General features: G+C 75.2%; 7 protein-coding genes. All 7 read right to left on the bottom strand.

All coding sequences use genetic code 11. The features are described 5' to 3' along the window. Positions 1-26 precede the first annotated feature (26 nt). Complete coding sequence (locus tag LO762_RS21475; RefSeq protein WP_230617649.1) at positions 27-18,380, bottom strand: type I polyketide synthase; 18,354 nt, start codon at positions 18,378-18,380, stop codon at positions 27-29. Positions 18,381-18,689: 309 nt separating this feature from the next. Then, positions 18,690-19,142, bottom strand: a complete 453-nt coding sequence (locus LO762_RS21480; protein ID WP_230617650.1) for a hypothetical protein — start codon at positions 19,140-19,142, stop codon at positions 18,690-18,692. Between the two features lie 81 nt (positions 19,143-19,223). After that, positions 19,224-20,312, bottom strand: a complete 1,089-nt coding sequence (locus tag LO762_RS21485; protein ID WP_230617651.1) for an alpha/beta hydrolase — start codon at positions 20,310-20,312, stop codon at positions 19,224-19,226. After that, positions 20,309-21,103, bottom strand: coding sequence for a 2-oxo acid dehydrogenase subunit E2 (locus LO762_RS33610; RefSeq protein WP_230617652.1), 795 nt, complete (start codon positions 21,101-21,103; stop codon positions 20,309-20,311). The genes LO762_RS21485 and LO762_RS33610 overlap by 4 nt, the downstream gene beginning before the upstream one ends. After that, on the bottom strand, positions 21,100-21,327 hold the full coding sequence (locus LO762_RS21495; RefSeq protein WP_230617653.1) for a phosphopantetheine-binding protein: 228 nt from the start codon (positions 21,325-21,327) through the stop codon (positions 21,100-21,102). The genes LO762_RS33610 and LO762_RS21495 overlap by 4 nt, the downstream gene beginning before the upstream one ends. Beyond that, complete coding sequence (locus tag LO762_RS21500) at positions 21,324-23,228, bottom strand: HAD family hydrolase (RefSeq protein ID WP_230617654.1); 1,905 nt, start codon at positions 23,226-23,228, stop codon at positions 21,324-21,326. The genes LO762_RS21495 and LO762_RS21500 overlap by 4 nt, the downstream gene beginning before the upstream one ends. Beyond that, entirely contained in the window at positions 23,228-24,274 is a 1,047-nt protein-coding gene (locus LO762_RS21505) for a 3-oxoacyl-ACP synthase III family protein (RefSeq protein WP_230617655.1), read from the bottom strand. Before LO762_RS21505 ends, LO762_RS21500 begins: the two co-directional genes overlap by 1 nt. Positions 24,275-24,312 lie beyond the last annotated feature (38 nt).

Raw genomic sequence — 24,312 nt, forward strand, 5'->3', positions numbered from 1 at the left:
GCGCGATGGCCGGTGTCGGCGGCCGTTCAGACCGTGCCGAGCTCGTTGTCGATGAAGTCGAAGATCTCGTCGTCGCTGGCCTCGGTGAGGCGTTCGGTGATCTCCTCCTCGCTCCGTCCGCCGGGGCGGAGCCGGTCCAGGAGGGCTTGGAGCCGGTCGGCGAGCAGGGCCCGGTCGCCGTCGGCGGCGGGCAGGGCTCCTTCCAGCCGGTCCAGATCGGCGAACGCCGGCGGGGCTCCGCCGACGGCGGTGATTCCGGCCTCGATGAGCAGCCGGGCGGCCAGCGAGGCCGGGGTCGGGTGGTCGAACAGGAGGGTGGCGGGCAGGCGCAGCCCGAGGACCGCGCCGACCCGGTTGCGGAGTTCGACGGCGGTGAGCGAGTCGAACCCGAGGTCGAGGAAGCCGCGGTCGACTTCGACGTCGTCCGGGCCGGAGTGGCCGAGCGCCGCCGCGACCTCGGTGCGGACCAGGTCGAGCAGCAGCCGCTCGGCCTCTTCGGGCGGGGCGGCGGCCAGGCGTGCGCCCAGATCGGCGGCGCCGGGCCTGCCGCCGGATCCGGCGGCGCGCCGGGCGGCGGGCCGGACCAGGCCGTGGAAGAGGTGCGGGAGCTCGTCCTTGCGGGCCGCGGCCCGCAGCACCGGCAGGTCCAGCTTCGCGGTGACGGCCACCGGCGCGTTCAGGGCGATCGCGTCGTCGAGCAGCGCGAGCGCCGGGCCGGGCGGCAGCGCCAGGAGCCCGGCCTTGGCGATGCGCTGCTGCTGGACCCGGTCGAGGGTGCCGGTCATGCCGCCCTCGCTCGTCCACGGTCCCCACACCAGGGAGGTGGCGGGCAGTCCCAGCCCGCGCCGGTGCAGGGCCAGCGCGTCGAGGTAGGCGTTGCCGGCGGCGTAGTTGGCCTGGCCGGGTGTGCCGAGGGTGCCGGCGAGCGAGGAGAACAGCACGAAGTGCCGCAGATCGCCGCCGAGGGTGAGCCTGTGCAGGTTCCAGGCGGCGTCGGCCTTCGGCCGCAGGACCGCGCCCAGCCGTTCGGCGGTGAGCGCCCCGACGACGGCGTCGTCCAGGACCCCGGCCGCGTGGAACACCCCGGTCAGGGGGCCGGGCAGGCCGTCCAGGACCGCGGCGAGCGCGTCGGCGTCGGCGGCGTCGACCGCGGCGATGGTCACCCGGGCGCCCAGCCCGGTGAGCTCCTCGCGCAGTTCGGCGGCGCCTTCGGCGGCCTCTCCGCGCCGGGCGGCCAGCAGCAGGTCCCGCACCCCGTGTTCGGCGACCAGATGGCGGGCCACCTTGGCGCCCAGCCCGCCGGTCCCGCCGGTGATCAGCACGGTCCCTTCGTCCAGGCCGTCCAGGGCCGGGGCGTCCGGCGGCAGGACGGCGGGGGCGAGGCGGGGGGCGTGCAGCGAGCCGCCGTGGAGGGCGAGCTCGGGTTCGCCGGTGGACAGGGCGGCGGCCAGGTCGGCGGGGGTGGGGTCGGTGTCGGCGTCGAGGAGGACGAACAGGCCGGGGTTCTCGGTCTGGGCGGAGCGGATGAGCCCGCGCACGGCGGCGCCCGCCAGGTTGTCCGGCGCCGGGTGGTGGTGGGTGGCGACGGCGGAGCGGGTGAGGATCACCAGGGGATCCGGACGGTCGGCGGCGAGCCGGTCGTGGATCCGGGCGAGGGTCTCGGCGACCGCCGAGCGGGCGGCCTCGGCGTCGGCGCCCGACGGCGGGGTGAACACCTCCATCCCGGAGCCGATCCCGGGGTCGGCGGACGCCTCGATGGGGATCCAGGTCAGGGTGTGGAGCGGCTCGCGGGTCTCCTGGGCGGGCAGCTCCGCGGTGAGCGGCCGGACGGACAGCGACTCGACGGTGAGGACCGGGGCGCCGGTGGCGTCGGCGGCGGTGATCGAGCCGTCGGCGCCGAGCCGGACGCGCAGGGCGTCCGCGCCGGTGGCGTGGACGGTGACGCCCTGCCAGGAGAACGGCAGGCCCACCTCCTGGTCGGCCAGCGGGTGCAGGGCGGCGTCCAGGAGGGTGGGGTGCAGGGCGTGCGCGGCGGCGTCGAGCCCGCCGGGCAGCTCGACCTCGGCGTAGCGGGCCGTCTCGTCGCGCCAGGCCGCGGTCAGCCCGCGGAAGGACGGACCATGACCCAGGCCGTGGTCGCTGAGCCGGTCACGGAGCTCCTCGACGTCCAGCGTCCGGGCGCCGGACGGCGGCCACTGCGCGAGGCGGGTTCCGGGGGACGGCTCACCGGCCAGGGTTCCGGCGGCGTGCCGGACCCACGGGGCGTCGTCGGAGTCGCGGGAGTGGATCGCCAGCGTCCGGCGGCCGTCGGGATCGGCGGGCGCGACCGTCACCTGAAGCCGGGCGTTGCCCCGGTCGGTCAGGACGAGCGGCCGCTCCAGGGTGAGCTCCTCGATGCGGCGGTGGCCGGTGCGGTCGGCGGCGTGCACGGCCAGGTCCAGGAACGCGGTGCCGGGCAGCAGGACGTGGCCCTGCACGGTGTGCTCGGCCACCCAGGGCAGGGTCTGGGCCGATACCCGGCCGGTGAGGACGAGCGCGCCGTCCCCGGCGAGGTCGACGACCGCGCCGAGCAACGGGTGGCCGGAGCTTTCCAGGCCGAGCCCGCCCGCGCCGCCGCCGTCGGCCCCGGAGACCAGCCAGAACCGGCGGCGCTGGAAGGCGTAGGTCGGCAGGGCCGCAGCCCGGGCGCCCGGGTAGACCCGGGTCCAGTCGGGTTCGGCCCCCTGCGCGGCGGCCTGCGCCACCGCCAGGGCCAGCGTGCGGTTCTCAGGCCGGTCGCGGCGCAGGGCCGCGACCAGCGCGACCGGGCCCGACCCGGCGAGGCACTCGGCGGCCAGCGCGGTCAGCACCGCGTCGGGGCCGACCTCAAGGAAGGTCGTGACGCCCTGCTCCCGCAGCGTGCGGACCCCGTCGAGGAACCGGACGGGCCTGCGGACGTGCTCGGCCCAGTAGCCGGGCGCGCCCAGGTCGTGCCCGGTCACGAGGGTCCCGGTCACGTTCGACACCAGCGGGATCCGCGGTTCGCGGTGCGGGAGCGCGTCGGCGATCCGGCCGAACTCGGCGATCATCGGGTCCATGAGCGGGGAGTGGAAGGCGTGGCTGACCTTCAGCCGGCGGGTCCGTCCGCCGTCGGCCTCCCAACGTGCCGCCAGCGCCAGGACCGCCCCCTCGGCGCCGGACACGACCGTCGAGGACGGTCCGTTGACCGCGGCGATGCTGAGGTCCGGCCCGTCGATCAGCGGAAGGATCGCCTCTTCGGGGGCGTCGAAGGACACCATCGCCCCGCCGGGCGGCAGCGCCTGCATCAGCCGGCCGCGGGCGGCGACCAGGGCGCAGGCGTCGGCGAGGTCGAGGACCCCGGCGGCCTGCGCGGCGGCCAGCTCGCCGATGGAGTGGCCGATGAGGATGTCGGGCCGCAACCCCAGATGCTCCAGCAGCCGGAACAGGGCCAGTTCGGTCGCGAACAGGGCGCTCTGGGTGAAGACCGTCTGATCCAGGAGGGTGCGGTCCTCGGCGAGGACGACCTCCCGCAGCGGCCGGTCCAGATGCGGGTCGAGATGCGCGCAGATCTCCTCGAACGCCGCCCGGTAGACCGGGTGTGCCGCCAGGAGCTCCCGGCCCATGCCGGGCCGCTGGCTGCCCTGGCCGGAGAACAGGAACGCCAGCCTCCCTCCGGCGACGCCGCGGACGGTGTCGGCGGCGGGCGTGCCGTCGGCGAGGGCGGTCAGCGCCGCCGCCAGCTCCTCGCGGCCGTCGGCGACCAGGACGGCCCGCAGGTCGAGACGGGGCCGGGTGGTCGCCAGGGCGAGACCGTAGTCGGCGGCCGGGGTCTGCGGTTCGGCCGTCAGCCGGTCGCGCAGACGGCGGGCCTGGTCGCGCAGGCCGCCCTCGTCACGGGCCGACAGCAGATAGGGGACGGGCGCGTCCGGCGTCTCGGCGCGTTCGGGCGCCGGGGCGGCGGGCGCCTGTTCGAGGATGACATGGGCGTTGGTGCCGCTGATGCCGAAGGAGGAGATCCCGGCTCGGCGCGGATGCCCGTTCTCGGCCCACGGGACGGGCTCGGTGAGCAGCCGCACGGCCCCGCTGTCCCAGTCGATATGCGGCGAGGGCACCTCGGCGTGGATCGTGCGGGGCAGCAGCCCGTGCCGTAGCGCGCCGATCATCTTGATGATCCCGGCGACTCCGGCGGCGGCCTGGGTGTGGCCGATGTTCGACTTGATGGATCCGAGCCACAGCGGGGTTTCGCGGTTCTGTCCGTAGGTGGCGAGGAGTGCTTGGGCCTCGATGGGGTCGCCGAGGGTGGTGCCGGTGCCGTGTGCTTCGACGGCGTCGACCTCGCTCGGCTTCAGGCCCGCGTTGGCGAGGGCTTGGCGGATGACGCGCTGTTGGGAGGGTCCGTTGGGTGCGGTGAGGCCGTTGCTGGCGCCGTCCTGGTTGACGGCCGATCCCTTGAGGACGGCCAGGATCGGATGGCCGTTGCGCCGGGCGTCCGACAGCCGTTCGACCAGCAGGACGCCCGCCCCTTCCGACCAGCCCGCGCCGTCGGCGTCGGCGGAGAAGGAGCGGCACCGTCCGTCGGGGGACAGTGCCCGCTGACGGCTGAACTCGACGAAGAACTCGGGTGTCGCCATCACGGTCACCCCGCCGGCGAGGGCGAGGTCGCATTCGCCGTTGCGCAGCGCCTGCGCCGCCAGATGGAGGGCGACCAGCGAGGACGAGCAGGCGGTGTCGACGGTGATGGCGGGGCCTTCGAGGCCGAGGGCGTAGGCGATGCGTCCCGAGGCGACGCTGCCGGTCGTCCCGGTGGCCAGATAGCCCTCGACCCCCGCCTGGGCGGCGCTGCGGCCCGTGCCGTAGCCGGTGCCCATCAGCCCGGCGAACACTCCGGTCCTGCTGCCGCGCAGCGTGACCGGGTCGAGGCCGGCCCGCTCGATCGCCTCCCAGGCGGTCTCCAGCAGCAGCCGCTGCTGGGGGTCGGCGGCTAGGGCCTCGCGCGGGCTCATGCCGAAGAACGAGGCGTCGAACGCGCCCGCGTCGTACAGGAAGCCGCCGCGCCGGGTGTAGGTGCGGCCGGGCGCGTCGGGGTCGGGGTCGTGCAGGGCGTCGGTGTCCCAGCCGCGGTCGGTCGGGAAGTCGCCGGTCACGTCCGCGCCGTCGAGCAGGAGCCGCCACAGGTCCTCGGGGTCGCGGACCCCGCCGGGGAACCGGCAGCCGAGCCCGACGATCGCGATCGGGTCGTCGGCCGCGACAGTCACCGCCGCGGTCCGGCCCTGGCTCGGCGCGCCCTCGAAGGCGGCCGTCAGGAACGCGGCCAGCGCGTCGGGTGTGGGGTGGTCGAACACGAGGGTCGCGGGCAGGCGCAGCCCGGTCGCGTTCTGGAGCCGGTTGCGCAGTTCGACCGAGGTGAGGGAGTCGAATCCGAGGTCCTTGAAGGCCTGGCCGGAGGGCAGGGGACCTGATCCGCTGTGGCCGAGGATCGCGCCGGCCTGCTCGCGCACCAGGGTCAGCAGGGCCTCGGCCCGGGCGGCCGGGTCGAGACCGGCGAGCCGTCCGGTGCCGGTCGCGGCCGCGGCGCGCCGGACGGCGGCGGGGACGAGCCCGCGCAGCACGGCGGGGACCTCTCCCGCGGCCCGGGCGGCGGCCGGGTCGGGGCGGAACGGGACGAGCTGGGGCCGGGTCTGCCGCAGCGCGGCGTCGAACAGCGACAGGGCCCGTTCGGTGCTCATCGGCGCGATCCCGGCCCGGGCGAGACGGGCCAGCTCGGCCTCGGCGAGATGGCCGGTCATGCCGCTGGCCTGCTCCCACAGCCCCCAGGCCAGGGAGAGTCCGGGCAGCCCCCGGACGCTGCGGTGCCGGGCCAGGGCGTCCAGGTGGGCGTTGGCGGCCGCGTAGGCGGACTGCCCGGCGGTGCCGATGGTCCCGGCGATCGAGGAGAACAGCACGAACGCCGACAGGTCCAGATCGCGGGTGAGGGCGTCCAGATGGTGGGCGGCCTCGGTCTTGGGCCGCAGGACCGCGGCGGCGCGCTCGGGGGTGAGGGCCGTCAGGACCGCGTCGTCGAGGACGGCGGCGGCGTGGACGACCGCGGTGAGCGGCCGGTCGGCGGGGATCGCGGCCAGGAGCGCGGCGAGGGCGTCGCGGTCGGCGACATCGCAGGCCACGGCCGTGGCCTGCGCTCCGAGACCGGCCAGTTCGGTGAGGAGGTCGCCGACGCCGGGGGCGTCCGGGCCGCGCCGCCCGGCCAGGAGCAGATGGCGGATCCCGTGCCCGGTGACCAGATGCCGGGCCAGCAGGGCGCCGAGCGTACCGGTCGCGCCGGTGATCAGGACCGTGCCCGAGGGGTCGAGCGGCCGGACGGTCCCGTCGGCGGGGGAGGCCGCGGTGAGCCTCGGGACGCGGACGCCCTCGGCGCGCAGCGCCAGCTGGGGCTCCTCACCGCGCAGGGCGGGCAGGAGCAGGGCGCGGGCGGCGGGGGAGTCCTCGACGTCTGCCAGGACGAACCGGCCGGGATGCTCGGCCTGCGCGACCCGGACGAGACCCCAGGCCTCGGCCTGGCCGGGGTCGGCGTCCTCGCCGTCGCGGACGGCGACCGCGCCGCTGGTCAGCAGTGCCAGACGGGATCCGGCGAAGCGGTCGTCGGCGAGCCAGCGGTGCAGCAGGTCCAGCACCGGCAGGGTGGCCGGGGCTCCGGGGGCGACAGGGACCGCGACGACGTCGGGGACGTCCTCGATCGCGGTGAGGTCGGTGCCGTCCAGGACGACCACCTCGGTCCCGGTGCCGGGCTCGGGCCTGGCCGCGACCCAGTCGAGGGTGAACAGGGCGCCGTCGCCGTCCGAGCCGGTGAGGTCCGCCGCGCTGACGGGCCGGACGCTCAGCGAGCCGGCGGTCAGCACGGGTGATCCGGCGGGGTCGAACACCGCCAGCGCGAAGGCGTCCGTTCCGAGGGCGGTCAGCCGGACCCGCAGCCGGGTCGCCCCGGTGGCGTGCAGTCCGACGCCGGTCCACGAGAACGGCAGGACGGGGTCGGTGCCCTCGCCCAGCACGATCGGGTGCAGGGCGGCGTCGAGCAGCGCCGGATGGAGCGCGAAGGCGGACTCGCCGGCCGGAAGGTCGATCTCGGCGTAGGAGTCGGCGCCGTGCCGCCACAGGGCGGTGAGCCCCTGGAAGGCGGGCCCGTACCCGTAGCCGCGGTCGGTGAGCCGCTCGTAGGCGCCGTCGAGGGGCTCGGGGCGGGCGCCGGGCGGCGGCCACGGGCCCGTCCACGCGGGCGCGGCGGGCGCTCCGGGAGCCAGGACGCCGGTGGCGTGCGGCGTCCACGGGGCGGTGCCGTCCTCGTCCGGGCGGGAGTGGACGGCCACGGTGCGCCGTCCGGAACCGTCAGGACCGGCCAGGATCACCTGGACGCGGACCTCTCCGCGCGGCGGCAGGACCAGCGGCGCCTGGAGGATGAGCTCCTCGACCCGCTCCAGCCCCGCGGCCCGCCCGGCGTGCAGCGCCAGATCGAGATGGGCGGTCCCGGGCAGCAGGACGGTGCCGTGGACGGCGTGGTCGGCCAGCCAGGGCGAGGTCTCGGTGGACAGCGTCCCGGTGAAGAGGATCTCTCCGCTCCCGGCGGGTTCCACGACGGCCGTCAGCAGCGGATGGCCCGCGGAGTCCTGCCCGGCGGGAACGCCGCCCGCGGGGGCGGGCGCCGCGGGCAGCCAGAACTCCTCGCGCTGGAAGGCGTAGGTGGGCAGGTCGGCCGCGGGTCCGGTGCCGAGGACGGTCCGCCAGTCCACGTGCACGCCCGCGGCGTGGGCGTGGGCGAGCGCGGTGTGGAACCGGGTGACGTCGCCTTCGTTCCTGCGCAGGGTGGCGAGGGTGACGCCGGACGTTCCGGTGGCGTCGGCGGTCTCCTGGATCGCGGTCGTCAGCACCGGGTGCGGGCTGGCTTCGGCGAACGCGGTGTGCCCGTCGGCGAGGAGCCGGGCGACGGTGTCGGAGAAGCGGACGGTGTGCCGCAGGTTGCGGTACCAGTAGTCGGCGGTGAGCTCGGTCCCCTCGACGACCCGGCCGGTGACGGTCGAGTGCAGCGGGATCGTGGAGGGCACCGGCACGATCCCGTCGAGCGCGTTCAGGACGGCCGCACGGACCGTCTCGACCTGGGGCGAGTGCGAGGCGTAGTCGACGGGGATCCGGCGGGCCCTCACCTCGTCGGCGGCCAGCGCCGCCAGGAGCTCCTCGATCGCGCCGGCGTCGCCGGACACGACGGTCGAGACGGGGCTGTTGACCGTCGCGACCGCGAGCCTGCCCTCCCAGCGGGTCAGCAGCTCGCCGACCCGGGCGGCGGGCAGCGCGACCGAGACCATGCCGCCGGTCCCGGCGAGCGCGGTGATCGCCTTGCTGCGCAGGGCGACGACGCGGGCGGCGTCTTCCAGCGACAGCGCGCCCGCGATGTAGGCGGCGGCGATCTCGCCCTGGGAGTGGCCGATGACGGCGGCGGGCCGCACGCCGTGGTGCTGCCAGAGCCGGGCCAGGCCGGTCTGGACGGCGAACAGGGCGGGCTGGACGACGTCGACGCGCTCCAGCGCGACCGGGTCGGCGAGCGCCTCGTGCAGATCCCACCCGGTGTGGGGGGCCAGGGCACGGGCGCAGGCGTCGAGGTGCTCGGCGAACACGGGCGAGCCGACCGCCAGGGCGAGCCCCATCCCGACCCACTGCGAGCCCTGGCCGGGGAAGACGAGCACCGGGTCGGCCGAGGCGCCCGCCACTCCGGTGACGGGGCCCTCGTGGCCGCGGGCGAGCGCGGCCAGCCCGGAGAGCAGGGCGTCGCGGTCCTCGCCGAGGACGACGGCGCGGTGGTCGAGCGCGGCCCGCCCGAGGGCGAGGGTGCGGGCGACGGCCGTCAGGTCCGCCGCGGCATCGGTCCTGAGCCGCTCGTGGAGGCGGGCGGCCTGCTCGCGCAGCGCCGCGCCGTCGCGGGCCGACAGGATCAGCGGCGGCACCTGGGCGGCCGGTTCCGGCGGCTGCGCGGGGGCCGGTGCGGGGGCCTGTTCGAGGATGACATGGGCGTTGGTGCCGCTGACGCCGAAGGAGGAGATCCCGGCGCGGCGGGGCCGGTCGTGGTCGGGCCAGGGGGTCGGCTCGGTCAGCAGGCGGACGGCGCCGGCGGTCCAGTCGACGTGCGGCGAGGGCTCCTCGGCGTGCAGGGTCGGCGGCAGCAGCCCGTGCCGTAGCGCGCCGATCATCTTGATGATCCCGGCGACTCCGGCGGCGGCCTGGGTGTGGCCGATGTTGGACTTGATGGATCCGAGCCACAGGGGGGTTTCGCGGTTCTGTCCGTAGGTGGCGAGGAGTGCTTGGGCCTCGATGGGGTCGCCGAGGGTGGTGCCGGTGCCGTGTGCTTCGACGGCGTCCACTTCGTGTGGTTGGAGTCCGGCGTTGGCGAGGGCTTGGCGGATGACGCGCTGTTGGGAGGGTCCGTTGGGTGCGGTGAGGCCGTTGCTGGCGCCGTCCTGGTTGACGGCCGATCCCTTGAGGACGGCCAGGACGGGGTGCCCGTTGCGCCGGGCGTCCGACAGCCGTTCCAGGAGCAGGAGGCCGACCCCTTCGCCCCAGCCGGTGCCGTCGGCGTCGGCGCTGAAGGAGCGGCAGCGCCCGTCGGGCGAGAGACCGCGCTGGCGGCTGAACTCCACGAACGTCGCGGGGGAGGCCATGACCGCGGCGCCGCCGGCGAGGGCGAGCGTGCACTCGCCGTTGCGCAGGGCCTGGGCGGCCAGGTGCGTCGCGACCAGGGAGGAGGAGCAGGCGGTGTCGATGGTGATCGCCGGGCCTTCGAGGCCGAAGACGTAGGCGAGCCGTCCGGAGGCGACGCTTCCGCGGCTGCCGTTGCCGACATAGCCCTCAAGGCTGTCGGGTGCGGGTCCGGCCCAGGCCCCGTAGTCGCCGTACATGATGCCGGTGAACACCCCGGTCGGGGTGCCGCGCAGGGAGGTGGGGTCGATTCCGGCGCGTTCGAGGGTCTCCCAGGCCGTCTCCAGGAGGAGGCGCTGCTGGGGGTCCATGGCGGTGGCCTCGCGGGGCGAGATGCCGAAGAAGGCGGGGTCGAAGCGGGCGGCGTCGTAGAGGAACGAGCCGTGGCGGGTGTAGGCGGTGCCGGGTCGGTCGGGGTCGGGGTCGTAGAGGGCGTCGAGGTTCCAGCCGCGGTCGGCCGGGAGCGGCCCGATGGTGTCGGTTCCGGAGGCGACCAGGTTCCACAGCTCTTCGGGCGAGGTGACGCCGCCGGGGTAGCGGCAGCCGATGGCGACGACGGCGATCGGCTCGCCGGTGTCGGCGGTGACGGCCGGGGCGGTGGGCGCCGCCGGGGTGGTCCCGGCCAGTTCGGCGGACAGATGGGCGGCCAGCGCGGTCGGGGTCGGATGGTCGAACACCAGCGTCGCGCTGAGCCGCAGCCCGGTGGCGACGTTCAGGCGGTTGCGGAGCTCTACGCCGGTCAGGGAATCGAAGCCGACGTCTTTGAAGGATCGTCCGGGTTCGACCCGTCCGGGCGAGCCGTGGCCGAGGACGGTGGCCACTTCGGTGCGCACGAGTTCCTGGACGGCGCGGTCGCGTTCGGCGGCCGGCAGCCGGGCCAGCCTCTCCTTCCACGAGTCGGGAGCGCTTGCGGGCGTGGCGGCGGGCACCAGCTCGGCGAACACCGGGGCGATCTGCTGGGTCCTGGCCCGTGACCGGAGCGCGGGAAGGTTCAGCCGTGCGGGGACCGCGACAGGCGCCTGTCCCGCCAGCGCCAGATCGAGCTGGCGCAGTGCCTCGTCGGTGGGCAGGGGCAGCAGTCCGGTGCGGGCGGTGCGGCTGAGGTCCTGTTCGGCGAGATGGCCGGTCATGCCGCTGGCCTGTTCCCACAGGCCCCAGGCCAGGGACAGCGCGGGCAGGCCGTCGGCGGCCCGGTGGCGGGCGAGGGCGTCGAGGTAGGTGTTGGCGGCGGTGTAGTTGCCCTGGCCGGGGCTGCCGATGATCCCGGTGACGGAGGAGAACAGCACGAACGCGGCGAGGTCCAGGTCGCGGGTGAGGCGGTGCAGATGCCAGGCGGCGTCGGCCTTGGGCCGCAGGACGGCGTCGAGGCGTTCGGGCGTCAGTGAGGTGATGACGGTGTCGTCGAGGATCCCGGCGGCGTGGACGACGCCGGTGAGGGGGTGGTCGCCGGGCACTCCGGCCAGCAGGGCGGCGAGGGCGTCGGGGTCGGCGGTGTCGCAGGCGGCCAGGGTGACCTCGGCGCCGTGCGCGCTGAGCTCGGCCTCCAGGGCGAGTGCTCCTTCGGCGGCGGGGCCGCGCCGTCCGGCCAGCAGCAGATGGCGCACCCCGTGCTCGGCGACGAGGCGCCGGGCGACGAGCCCGCCGAGCGTGCCGGTGCCGCCGGTGATGAGGACGGTGCCTTCGGGGTCGAAGGCGGGGGCGTGGCCGGCCGCCGGGTCGGCGGGCCGGGTCAGGCGGGGTACCAGGGCGGTGCCCTCGCGCAGGGCGATCTGGGTCTGCCCGGTGGCCAGGGCCGCCGCGACGGCGGCGGGCGTCGCGGTCTCGTCGAGGTCGAGGAGGACGAACCGGCCGGGCTGCTCGGACTGGGCGGTGCGCACCAGCCCCCAGACCGGGGCGGCGGCGAGCCCGCGCACGGTGTCGTCGGGGGCGGCGGCGACCGCGTCCCGGGTGACGATCACCAGCGGGACGTCGGCGGAGCGGTCGTCGGCGAGCCAGCGCTGGATCAGGTCGAGGACCGGCCCGGTCGTGGCGGCGAGGGTGTCGCCCTCGGCGGTGCTGACCGGGGCGAGCACGTACTCCGGCCGCCCGGAATCGTCGAACAGCGCGTCGAGGCCGGTGACGGGCTCGTCGGCGAACAGCGGCGCGCCGTCGAGCACGGCCCAGCGCGGGAGGGGGGCGTCCGCCGCTGCGGGCAGGGGAGTCCAGGACAGTGCGTAGGGTCGTTCACCGCCGCGCGCGGTGGTGAACGAGGCGGGGTCGGCGGGCCGCAGGGACAGCCCGGACACCGATCCGGCGGAGCGGCCGTCGCCGTCGAACAGCTGGAGGGCGATCCCCTCGCCCGAGGGGGAGATCCGCGCCCGCAGGACGCGTCCGGCGGGCGCGCCCAGGGTGACGCCGCTCCAGGAGAAGGGCAGCAGCGGCCGGTCGGCCGGCGCGCCGCGCACCGTCAGGTGCAGGGCCGCGTCCAGGAGCGCGGGATGCAGAACGAACCCCGTGGTGTCGACGTCGTCGGGGAGCGCGAGGTCGGCGAAGATGGCCTCACCGGCGGTCCACGCGGCCCGGACCCCCTGGAAGAGGGGCCCGTAGTCGTAGCCGCGGGTGGCCAGGTCGTCGTACAGGCCGGTCAGGTCGAGGCGGCGGGCCCCGGCGGGCGGCCAGGCGGCGGCCGGGACGGCCGGCGCCGCGGGCTCCGGGGCGAGCAGGCCGGTGGCGTGCCGCGTCCAGGGCGGTTCGGGATCGCCGGCCGGCCGGGAGTGGACCGCGACGGCGCGCCGCCCGTGCTCGTCGGGCACGGCGAGGGTGACCTGGAGCTGGACGGCCTCCTGTTCGCCGAGGACGAGCGGCGCGTGCAGGGTGAGCTCTTCGATCCGGCCGGCGCCGGCCCGGGCTCCGGCGTGCGCGGCGAGGTCGACGAACGCGGTGCCGGGCAGCAGGACGGTCCCGGCGACGGCGTGGTCGGCCAGCCACGGGTGGGTGCGCAGCGACAGAGCGCCGGTCAGGACGGTCGCGTCGCCCTCGGCGAGGGAGAGCGCGGCGTTGAGGAACCGGTGCCCTGCGGGGTTCTGCCCGAGCGCGGACGCGTCGGCCGTCCCGGCGTTCACGGGGTCGATCCAGAACCGTTCGCGCTGGAAGGCGTAGGTCGGCAGGTCGTCGGCGGCCGGTCCATCGGGGAGCGCGGCGGACCAGTCGACGGGTGCTCCGGCCAGGCGGGCCTCGGCGAGGGACAGCAGGAACCGCTCGGCGCCGTCCCGGTCGCGCTGAAGGGTGCCGGCGGTGCGGGCGTCCGGCAGGGTGTCCTGGAGGGCGCCGGTCAGGATCGGATGGGGGCTGACCTCGACGAACAGGGTGTGGCCGTCGGCGGCAGCGGCCCGCACGGTCCGCTCGAACTCGACGGTCTGGCGCAGGTTGCGGTACCAGTAGGCGGCGTCGAGCGCGGTGCTGTCGAGGAGCTCGCCGGTGACGGTGGAGTAGAAGGGCACGGCCGGGGGACGGGGGGTGATCCCGTCGAGGGAGTCGAGGACGGGCCGCCGCACCGCCTCCACGTGCGGGGAGTGGGAAGCGTAGTCGACGGGGACCCGCCGAGCCCGCACCCCCTGCCGCTCGTACCGCGCGAGGAGCTCCTCGATCGCCTCGGGGTCGCCGGAGACCACGGTCGCGGCGGGTCCGTTGACGGTGGCGACGGCCAGCCGCGCGTCCAGGTCGGCGCGGACCTGCTCGGCGGGCAGCGCCACCGACGCCATCGCGCCGCTCCCGGCGAGCGCGGTGATCGCCCTGCTGCGCAGGGCCACGACGCGGGCGGCGTCCTCCAGCGACAGCGCCCCCGCGACATAGGCGGCGGCGATCTCGCCCTGGGAGTGCCCGATGACCGCGTCGGGACTCACGCCGTGCGCCCGCCACAGGGCGGCCAGCGACACCATGACCGCGAACAGCAACGGCTGCACGACGTCGACCTCGTCCAGGGCCGCCGGGTCGGCGAGGGCCTCGTGCGGCGACCAGTCGATGTGGGGGGCGAGCGCGCGGGCGCAGGCGTCGAACTCCGCGCGGAAGACCGGGCTCGCGGCCAGCAGGTCCGTGGCCATCCCGGTCCACTGCGAGCCCTGCCCGGGGAAGACGAACACGGTCCTGGCCGAACCGGCCGCCTCTCCGCTGACGACGTTCGCGGCGCTCTCGCCCCGGTTCACCGCCCGCAGCCCGGCGAGGAGGTCGCCGGTGTCCCGCCCGACCACGACGGCCCGCCGTCCGAACGTGCTCCTGGCCAGCAGCCCGCGGGCCACCGAGGCGGGCGCGGCCGAGGGCCGCTCCCGCAGGTGGTCCGCGAGCCGTCCGGCCTGGGCCCGCAGGCCGTCCTCGCCCGCCCCGGACAGGACCAGGGCGACGGGCGGCGTGCTCCCGGGCTCCTCCGCCTGCGGCGCCGGCCGTTCGGCGGGCGGCTGTTCGAGGATCAGGTGGGCGTTGGTGCCGCTGATGCCGAAGGAGGAGACGGCGGCCCGGCGCGGACGTTCGGCGTCGTGGGGCCAGGGCGCGGGCTCGGTGAGGAGCCGCAGCCGGCCGGATCCCCAGTCGATGCGGGGGGTCGGGCTCTGGGCGTGGAGGGTCGCGGGGAGCGTCTCGTGCCGCAGAGCCATGATCATTTTAATGACGCCGCCGACGCCCGCCGCGGCCTGGGCGTGACCGATGTTCGATTTGAGCGAGCCCAGCCACAGGGGGGTGTCGCCCGCGCCGTAGGCGGTCTGGAGGGCGGTGGCCTCGATGGGGTCGCCGAGGGTGGTGCCGGTGCCGTGGGCCTCGACGGCGTCGATGTCCTGCGGGCGCAGGCCGGCGTCGGCCAGGGCGCCGGCGATGACGCGCTGCTGGGCGCGGCCGCTCGGCGCGGTGAGGCCGTTGCTGGCGCCGTCCTGGTTGATCGCCGAACCGCGGATGACGCCGAGCACCCGGTGGCCGTTGCGCAGGGCGTCGGGCAGGCGTTCCAGCAGGAGCATGCCGACGCCCTCGGCCCAGCCGGTGCCGTCGGCGTCGGCGGAGAAGGCGCGGCAGCGTCCGTCGGCGGACAGTCCGCGCTGGCGGCTGAACTCCACGAACATGCCGGGCGTCGACAGGACCGTCGCGCCGCCCGCCAGCGCCAGGTCGCATTCACCGGACCGCAGCGACCGCGCCGCCAGGTGCAGGGCGACCAGCGAGGACGAGCAGGCGGTGTCGACGGTGATGGCCGGGCCCTCCAGGCCGAGCGCGTAGGCGATGCGGCCGGAGGCGACGCTGGTCGTGCCGCCGGTCAGCAGGTAGCCGTCCAGGCCGCCGCCGGGCTCGTGCAGCCGGGGCCCGTAGTCCTGCGCGGTCGCGCCGACGAACACCCCGGTGGGGCCGCCGGTCAGGCCGCGCGGATCGAGACCGGCCCGCTCGACGCTCTCCCACGCGGTCTCCAGCAGCAGCCGCTGCTGGGGGTCCATCGCGGCGGCCTCGCGCGGGGAGATGCCGAAGAACGCGGCATCGAACCCGGCGACGTCGCGCAGGAAGCCGCCGCCCCTGGCGTAGGTGGTCCCCGGGACGTCCGGGTCGGGGTCGTAGAGGTCCTCGAGGTTCCAGCCCCGGTCGTCGGGGAAACCGCCGATGGCGTCGGCTCCCGAGGCGACCAGGTTCCACAGGTCCTCCGGCGAGGCGACCCCGCCGGGGTAGCGGCAGCCGATCCCGATGACGGCGATCGGCTCGTCGTGGCTCGTCCGCACCGTCCGCGTGACGGCGGCGGGCGGCGTCTCCAGCAGGTGGCGGGTGAGCGCGGCCGGGGTCGGATGATCGTAGACGAGGGTGTCGGCCAGCGGCACGCCGAGGGACTCGGTGAGCCGTTCGCTGAGCTCCACCCCCATCAGCGAGTCGAATCCGAGGTCCTTGAACGTCAGCGCGTCGTCGACCGCTCCGGGGTCGGCGTGCCCCAGGATCGCGGCGACCTCGGCCCTCACGGTGGCCTCCACCTCGGCGGCCTCCCCGGCGGCCGGGGGCGCCGCGGGATCGACCGCGACCGGCTCGGCCGCCGGCGCGGTACGGGCGGGCGCGGGGTCGCCGAGCCAGTGGACGCTGCGGTCGAAGGCGTAGGTCGGCAGGTCGACGACCCGGCCGGGAAGGATCAGGTCCCAGGAGGGTGACACGCCCCGGGTGTGCAGCCGGGACAGCGCGGTCAGGAGGGTCGCGGGCTCCGGCCGGTCGCGGCGCAGCAGCGGGATGATCGTCCGGCCGCCGCCGGTCGCGGTGCGGGTGAGTCCGCTGAGGACGGCGTCGGGCCCGATCTCGACGAACACCGAGGCGTCCGCGGCCAGCAGCGCCCGCACCCCGTCGTGGAACCGGACGGGCGCGCGCACGTGCCGCACCCAGTAGTCGGCGGAGCCGAGCAGCCCCGGTGCGGCGAGGGCGCCGGTCACGTTGGAGACCACGGGCAGGCGCGGTTCACCGTAGGCGAGCCCTTCGGCGACGGCCCGGAACTCCTCCAGGACGCCGTTCATGTGAGGGGAGTGGAAGGCATGGCTGACCTTCAGCCGGCGGGTCCGGTGCCCGCGCCCGGCCCACAGCGCGCCCAGCTCCAGGACGGCGTCGATGTCACCCGACACGACGGTGGCGGCGGGCCCGTTGACGGCCGCGACCGAGACCCGGCCGGCGTAGGCGGCCAGGTCGGGCCGTACGGCGTCCTCGGCGGCCTCGACCGACAGCATCGCCCCGTCCGAGCGCGCCGACTGCATGAGCCGGCCGCGCGCGGTCACCAGCGCGGCGGCGTCGGCCGGCGACAGCACCCCGCTGACGTGCGCGGCGGCGATCTCGCCGACGGAGTGGCCGATGAGCAGATCGGGGACGACGCCCCACCGTTCGAGGAGCCGGAACAGGGCGACCTCGATCGCGAACAGCGCGGTCTGGGTGACCGCGGTCTCGTTCAGCCGCTCGGCCGCCTCGGAGCCGGGCTCGGCGAACAGCAGCGCCTTGAGGCCCGGGTCGAGGTGGGTGAGGACGGCGTCGAGCTCCTCGGCGAAGGCGGGCACCTCGGCGGCGAGCTCGCGGCCCATGCCCGCGCGCTGGGAGCCCTGCCCGGAGAACAGGAAGGCGACCTTGGCGGGCCCGGCCTGGCCGCGGTTGACCTCCGGTGACGGTCTCCCGGCGGCGAGGGCCGCCAGCCCGGCGAGCAGCCGGTCCCGGTCGGCGCCCACGACGGCGGCCCGCCGGGTGAAGCTCGTGCGGGTGGTGGCCAGCGACCGGGCGACGTCGGCGATCGCGGGCGCCGGAGCCGAGCCGAGCCGGTCCAGCAGCCGCCCCGCCTGGCCGCGCAGCGCGGCCTCGGAGACGGCCGACAGCAGCAGCGGTACCGTCCCCTCCGGCGCGTCCACCGGCTCGGGCTCAGGCTCCGCGACGCCCTCGGCCAGCACGACATGGCAGTTGGTCCCGCCCATCCCGAACGAGCTGACCCCGGCCAGCAGCGGCCTGCCGGGGAAGGGCCAGGGCCCGGCCTCCTGCTGGACGCGCAGGTTCAGCTCCTCCAGCGGGATCGTGGCGGGCGGTGAGGCGAAGTTGAGGCTGGCGGGCAGCAGCCGGTGCCGCAGCGCCAGCACCGTCTTGATCAGGCCGGTGATCCCGGCGGCGGCCTCCAGATGGCCCACGTTGGTCTTCACCGATCCGACTGGCAGCGGCTCCCGCGGCGGGCGGTGCGTCCCGAGGGCGGCGCCGAGCGCGGCGGCCTCGATCGGGTCGCCCAGCCGGGTCCCGGTGCCGTGCAGCTCGACGTACTGGACGTCGGCGGGGCCGACCCCGGCCCGCTCGTAGGCCGCGCGCAGCACCTCGGCCTGCGCGTCGGGGCTGGGCACGGTGAGCCCGCCGGTGCGGCCGTCGTTGTTGACGGCGCTGCCCCGGATGACGGCCTGGATCCGGTCGCCGTCGGCCAGCGCCCGGTCGAGGCGCTTCAGCACGACCAGCCCGCCGCCCTCGCCGCGCACATAGCCGTTGGCGCGGGAGTCGAAGGTGTGGCACCGCCCGTCGGGGGACAGGCCGCCGAACCTGGCGGTCGCCAGGGCGCTGTCGGGCGACAGGTTGAGGTTCACCCCGCCGGCCAGCGCGAGGGTCGTCTCGCCCGACCGCAGGGCCTCGCACGCCAGATGGACGGCGACCAGCGACGAGGACTGGGCGGTGTCGACGGTCAGGCTCGGCCCGTGCAGGCCGAGGAAGTACGACACCCGGTTGGCGATGATCGCCCGGTTCGACCCGGTGATGGTGTGCTGGGTGACGGCGTGGCCGGCGGCGAGCTTGGCGTAGTCGTCCCAGGTCGCGCCGATCCACACGCCGGCGCGGCCGCCGTCGAGGTCCGCGGGCAGCACCCGGGCGTCCTCCAGGGCCTCCCAGGCCAGTTCCAGGGCCAGCCGCTGCTGGGGGTCCATCGCGCCGGCCTCGCGCGGGGAGATGCCGAAGAAGGCCGGGTCGAACCGGTCGAGGCCGTCGAGGAAGCCGCCGCGCGGGGGAGCGCCGGGCACGTCCCAGCGTCCCGGCGGGGTGTCGGTCAGCGCGCTGGTGCCCTCGGCGAGCAGCCGCCAGAACGCTTCGGGGTCGGGCGCCTGGGGCAGCCGGCAGGCGATTCCGATGATCGCGATCGCGTCGCCGGGGTGATCGGGCCGGGCCTTGGTAGTCATCGCGTCCCCACGCCTCTCGGGAGTCTTGCTACGCCATTGACGAGCTTGACCACGGTCCCTAAAGCTGGTGCTTGGGCGAACCTAAAGGCCCATGGCGCCACGGGGGAACGCCGACGGCCCCGGGAGGGGGCGGATTCTCGGGTGTGTCCGCCGGGCAGATGTCCGAGCAGGACGTAGCGGGTGTGACGCTCGACCAGGGTGATGATCGCGCTCTCGCCGCGGGCGCCGATGATGAGTCGGGTAACGGGGATTGCGTTACTGCATCCCCGCCCCCTCAGAACCGTGCAAGCAGCTTTCACCGCACACGGCTCAAGCAAGCCCCGAAGGCTCGCCGGCAGGCGAAAACGCTGGACCCGTCATGGTGGCGGTTCCCTTCCGCCGTTGACAATGGGTGTGGAGGAGACGGAGTCGTTGATCGCCCGGCATGCTCTCGTCCGGGAAGGCGATGTATTGTTTGGAAATCGCTTTTCGGATGACAGACCGCCACGTTTCCCATTCTTGTGGGCTTTGCGGCGGTTGGTCAGCGTGCAGCAGGAGCCCTCTGCAGATCGGGCAACGACCGTTTTGCGCCTTGAGGAGTCGCATGGTCATGGCATCGACCGGCAGTGGTGTTCCCTTGCGACGCCGCTGAGCCCAATATGATTTCAGGGCAGGATCGGCAGTGGCACGGTTCACCCCGACCAGCCGGGCCGCACCCGCGACGCTGCCGTTCTCCCGATCCAGCACCTCGAAAAACCGGGTCTTCAACTCCTCAAAACCCACGATCCCCACAACTCCCTGAACGACAGGGTGTTGCGGGGACCATGAGAACCCAAGGGGCTCCCGGGGCCGTCGCGATGCCGATCAGGACGATCGGCGCAGACGGGCACGCGCCCGCTGAGCGGCTATCAGGGCGCCGAGCACGGCCCGCTGGGGCCGCCGGCCGCCCGACAGCTCCAGCAGGGAGCGGACGATCCACAACCGCGTCTCCAGGAAGTGCCGGGGCGAGCCGTGGACGTCGTCGTTCTCCACCAGCCGCAGATCCTTCAAGTGGCGGCGCAGATGCCCGGTGTCGCCGGGCGGGATGATCTCGTCGCGGCGGCTGGCCATCGAGTAGACCGGGATGTCCAGGGACGCCAGCAGTCCGGGCGTGAGGGCAAGGGGCCTCAGCCGGTCATGGATCTTGGCCCGGTCCGCTCCGGTCAGATGGGCGAGGGTGTCCACCGTGACCGACGGCAGGGCCCGCTGCCAGGCCTCGTCGGTGAAGAAGTCGATGATCGGGGCGCCCGCGAGGATCACTCCGCGGATGCGCGGGTCGGCGGCGGCCGCGTGCAGCGCCAGATTGCCGCTGAAACTGAGCGCGACGGCGTAGGTCCTGGCCGCGTCGGCCCGGTCGGCGACGGCGTCGAGGATCGCGGGCAGCAGCCGGGGGCTGTCCTCGCCGTACCGCAGCGTGTTCTCGCCCACGCCGGGCATCTCGGTGACCACCCCGGCCAGCCCCAGCCGGGCGGCCTGGAGCAGGACCGGCGCCCATTGCTCTTTGACGCTGACGATGCCGCCGATGACCAGCAGCAGGGGCTTGGGGTCCGCGGCCGACAGCCCGGTGGTCCAGCTCCGCACCCTGCCGCCGGGCAGGTCGAGGTCGAGGCGTTCGATCGCGGTGCCGCCGCGCCACCGGTCGAAGACCTCGACGCAGCGGTCCAGGGCGGCGCCGCGCGCGGGTCCGTCGACATAGGGGAAGCGGGCCATGTTGTGGCGGCGGAAGGCCTCCAGCAGCCGGCCGGCGTTCTCGTGCTCGCGTCCGGCGTCGGTCCAGGCCCGCACCCAGGAGCCGGGGCCGTCGCCGTCGTCGTGCTCGACGGCGTCCAGGACCCGCCGGTACTCGGCCTCGGGGATGCCCTGGGCCTTGGCGTGGACGACCACGAACTGCTTGAGCTCGGCGATGTCGTTCATCGAAGGCTCGCCCGCCCCTCGTCCGAGGGCACCGCGTCGTGACCGGTCTCCTTGGGCGCCTCCAGGGCGTCCTTGATCTCGGTCAGGACGTCGGCCGCCTCCGCGCCGTCGATCACCCGGTGGTCGAAGGCCAGGCTGAGCCGCAGGGTCGGGGCGATGGCCAGGCGGCCGTCCCGCACGACCGGCCGGTCGGCTATCCGGCCGAGGCCGAGGGTGATCGTCGTTCCGCCGACGGAGTGGAACCCGTCGACGGGCCGGTGGCCGAGCGAGGTGACGGCGAAGGTGCCGAACCGTTCGGGCCGCCGGTCCAGCGGGCGGACGACCCGCCGGAACCCGGCGCGGCCGATCACCACGGGCAGCCGGTGCAGGGCCCTCAGCCCGGCGAACTCCGGCAGGTCGGCGGCGTCGCCGTCGCGGAAGTACTCGATGCGCTCCTGGAGGGCGAGCGGGTCGGCGGTGTCGGCGTCGGGCAGGACCGCCGACAGCACGACGCGCTGCCCGTTCAGCGTCTTGTCCAGGGTGATCTTCGCGTTGACGTGCGGATGGCGGACCAGCCGGGGCCGCAGCCCGCCGCGCACGGCGGCGTTGGCGTCGGGATGGCGGGCCAGGACCCGGGCCGCGGCCGACACCACGTGCGTCAGCGTCGACAGCCGCCGTGGCGCGTCGGCCTGCCGGGCGCGCAGCGCGCTGACGTCGACCTCGGTGTCGAGGAACACCGGCGAGAACGACCGGATCTCCTCCAGGAAGTACAGGGTGTGCAGCCGCTCGCGCGGGAAGGCGGGCCCGCTCACGCGCCCACCGCCACCGCGTAGATGCGCTCCAGGCTGCGCGCCTCCAGCAGATCGGTCAGGACCAGGGACCGGCCCGTGGTCCGCTCCAGGAGGGTCGCCAGCGTCAGCAGGTGCAGGGAGTCCCAGCCCGCCAGCTCGTCCAAGCTGCGCCCGACGTCCTCGGGGGTGACGTCCAGGCCCAGCTCGTCCTGGACGAGGGACACGAACTCATCGATCGTGGTCACGGAAGGTCTCCTCCGGAGATGTCGGCGGACAGGGAAGGGGAGTCGCTCAGCTCGTCGCGCAGGTCCAGATGGCCGGGCGGGTCCGCGGGCGCCGTCAGGTCGTGGACGTACTCGGCGCCCTCGCCGCTCTCTCCGGCACGCGTGAACCCGTGGCGGGTGTAGAACTCGGCGACCTTCCCGTTCTTGGCGCTCGGCCGGTACAGGCCGCGGACGGTGGCCGCGCCGCTGTCACGGGCGTGGCGCAGGACCGCCGACAGGCCGGCGGCCTCGACGCCGCGGCCGAAGACCCGGCAGCTCAGCAGGAAGTTCTCGATCCGCAGGGCGGTGCCTTCGCGGTGCAGCAGGACGGCCCCGACCAGCCCGTTGTCGCCGAAGCGGTCGCCGGAGCGCAGCGTCACGACCGTCGCGGCGGGGTCGGCGAGCAGGGCGCGGACATCGGCGGGCTGGAGCCGCCGGGTCGTCAGGTTGAACTGGTTGGTGCGCAGGGTGAGCTGGGACAGGCGGGCCACATCGGCGTCCTGCGCCCGGGCGGCCCGCACCCAGACGCCGAGCTGCTCCAGGTAGGCCTCCAGCGAGGTGAAGGTGTCCAGGAAGTCCTTGCGGGCCAGGTCCTCGCGGTACTTCTCGGTCCTGGCGCGGTCCTCGGCGGTCAGCTCGCGGACGGTGAACCAGCCGTCGGCCAGGAGCCTCGGCGTGTGCAGCGCGGGCTCGGTGTCGACCTGGACGACCGCCACGCCGGGCAGCTCACGGCGGACCAGCCCGCACTCGAACGGGCTGTCGTCGACGAAGACGAGGCTGTCGACGCCCAGCCCGAGATCCTTGGCGAGCTCGGTCAGGTTGTCGTGCTTGGGCCGCCAGTTCGCGACGATCCTGGTGAAGTCCCCCTCGCGCAGCACCATCCCGGGATGGTCGGCCAGCGCCGCGGCGACGGGCTCGGGATCGTTCTTGCTGACGGCCGCCAGCAGCACGCCCTGCGCGCCGATCTGGGCGACCACCCGCTGGAAGGCGGCGAACGTCTCGCCCCGGTATCCCTCACCGACCTCGATGCCCTCGACCCCGTCGTCGCCGAGGACGCCGCCCCACAGCGTCTGGTCGAGATCGACGACCAGGCACTTGGCGGCGCGTCCGGTCACCAGCCGCGCCAGATGCCCGATCTCGCGCGCGTAGCGGGCCAGCAGCGCGGGGGACAGCTGGAGGCGGGCGTAGGCGGCCAGCCGCGCGTCCACGGCGGGAATCCCCTCGGCCAGCAGGGGGTCGAGATCGACCACGACGACGTTCAGACGGGTCTCGGCCAGGCGCAGCAGCCGCGCGGCCGCCTCCCGCCACACCACGCCGAGGCGCGCCCGCGACCGCAGGTCGAGGAGCTGGGCAGGGTAGCTGGACGGCAGCGGCAGGGTGTTGAGGACCAGGGTGCCGCGGGCGTGCTCACCGAACCGGGCGGCCAGCTCCTCCAGCGTGGTGAGCCTGGCGTCCAGGACCCGTTCGACGTCCTCGACCCGCCACGGCGACGGCACCTCGTCGAAGATCACTGTCGGGTCCAGCAGGCACACGGTCAGGTCCGGGTCGGCCTCGTACAGCCCGCTCGCGGTGTCGGCCAGTTCGAGGACGTAGCCGTCGTACTGGCCGGTCCACGGCCGCAGCAGCAGCCCGTGCCGGGCCAGCTCGGCCGTCAGGGGGGCAACCAGCGTGCCGAGCGTGCCGTGCCCGGTGATCGCGATGGTGACCGCGGGGAGGCCGGGATGGGCGCGCAGGACCTCGTCGGGGTCGACCCGCGCCAGCAGCCGTCCGGCCCGGTCCAGACCGGGCTCGTCGAGCCCGGCCAGCAGCCCGCGGACCGCGGGGTAGTCGGCGGCGAGCCGCCCCGCCCGGCTCAGCTCGGCGATCGGGTCGGTGACCGCCATCAGAGCCGCTCCAGCGCGAAGCCGGCTTTGATCCACTTGCTGGACTCCACTGCGATCCCGACCGCGCGGTCACCCCGGCCGAGCAGGCCCAGGACCTCTTCGAGCTGGAAGAACGCCAGCGCGTTCCCGCAGTTGCCGGTCTGGCCGACGCAGGTGATCTCCTCGGCGGTGTCCAGGCCGAGACGCTCGGAGATCCGGGCCGTCATCCGGCCGGACAGCTGCGGCGGCAGCACGAAGTCCAGATCGGTGTCCTTCCAGTCGAGGGAGTCGAGCAGCTCGGCGAGGATCTCGGCGGCCATCTCCGGCACCGACTCCTCGATGGCCTTGTAGTCCTCGCTGACGGCGGCCTCGCCGATCCCGGCGGCGCGTCCCGCGCGATCGGCCTGCCCGAACCAGCGGACGATCTGTCCCGGCGCGCGGCCCCGTCCGGTGAAGCGGGTCATCACCCGGCGCAGCGCGACCGTGCCGGGCGCCGGATCGGAGGTCAGGACGGCCGCGCCCGCGCCGTCGCCGAACAGCACCACATTGACGAGCTCGGCCGGGGGAAGGCTGCGCAGATCGGCCTCCAGGTCGAAGTGCCGGGCGCAGCTGTCGCCCGCGATGACCAGCGCGTTGCGGTGGCCGCCCCCGGCGAGCATCTGCCGGCCCACCTCCAGGGCCTGCACCGCGCCCGAGCATCCCGACTGGAGCTGGTAGGTCGGGATCTGGTCGATGCCCAGCCGGTCGGCGATCTCGTTGACCGTGGCGGGCATCAGCGCGTCGGGGGTGGCGGTCCCCATGACGATCACATCGATGTCGGCCGCGTCGGTTCCGGCGGCCGAAAGGGCCCGCCGGGCGGCCCGCTCGCCGAGGTCGGCCAGGGAGACGACGGTCTCGCCGGTGTCGAGGTCGACCGACAGGTGCCTGGTGCGGGTGCCGATGAAGACGTCGATCCACTGCTGCCACAGATCGTCCATGCCGAACCGCCGGGCCAGGGTCACGTTGTCGACAGGCGGTCCGGGCAGGGCGGTTCCGGCGGACAGGAGGCGGATGTCCGATGCGTCCATCCCGGTCCTTTCTCAAGGTGGCGAGGGAGGGGCCTGAG

The sequence above is a fragment of the Actinocorallia sp. API 0066 genome, assembly GCF_020991275.1.
Classification (GTDB): domain Bacteria; phylum Actinomycetota; class Actinomycetes; order Streptosporangiales; family Streptosporangiaceae; genus Actinocorallia.

Coding starts and splice junctions, on each gene's coding strand:
- LO762_RS21475 (WP_230617649.1), bottom strand. CDS start 18,380: ATGACTACCAAGGCCCGGCCCGATCACCCCGGCGACGCGATCGCGATC.
- LO762_RS21485 (WP_230617651.1), bottom strand. CDS start 20,312: ATGAACGACATCGCCGAGCTCAAGCAGTTCGTGGTCGTCCACGCCAAG.
- LO762_RS21500 (WP_230617654.1), bottom strand. CDS start 23,228: ATGGCGGTCACCGACCCGATCGCCGAGCTGAGCCGGGCGGGGCGGCTC.
- LO762_RS21505 (WP_230617655.1), bottom strand. CDS start 24,274: ATGGACGCATCGGACATCCGCCTCCTGTCCGCCGGAACCGCCCTGCCC.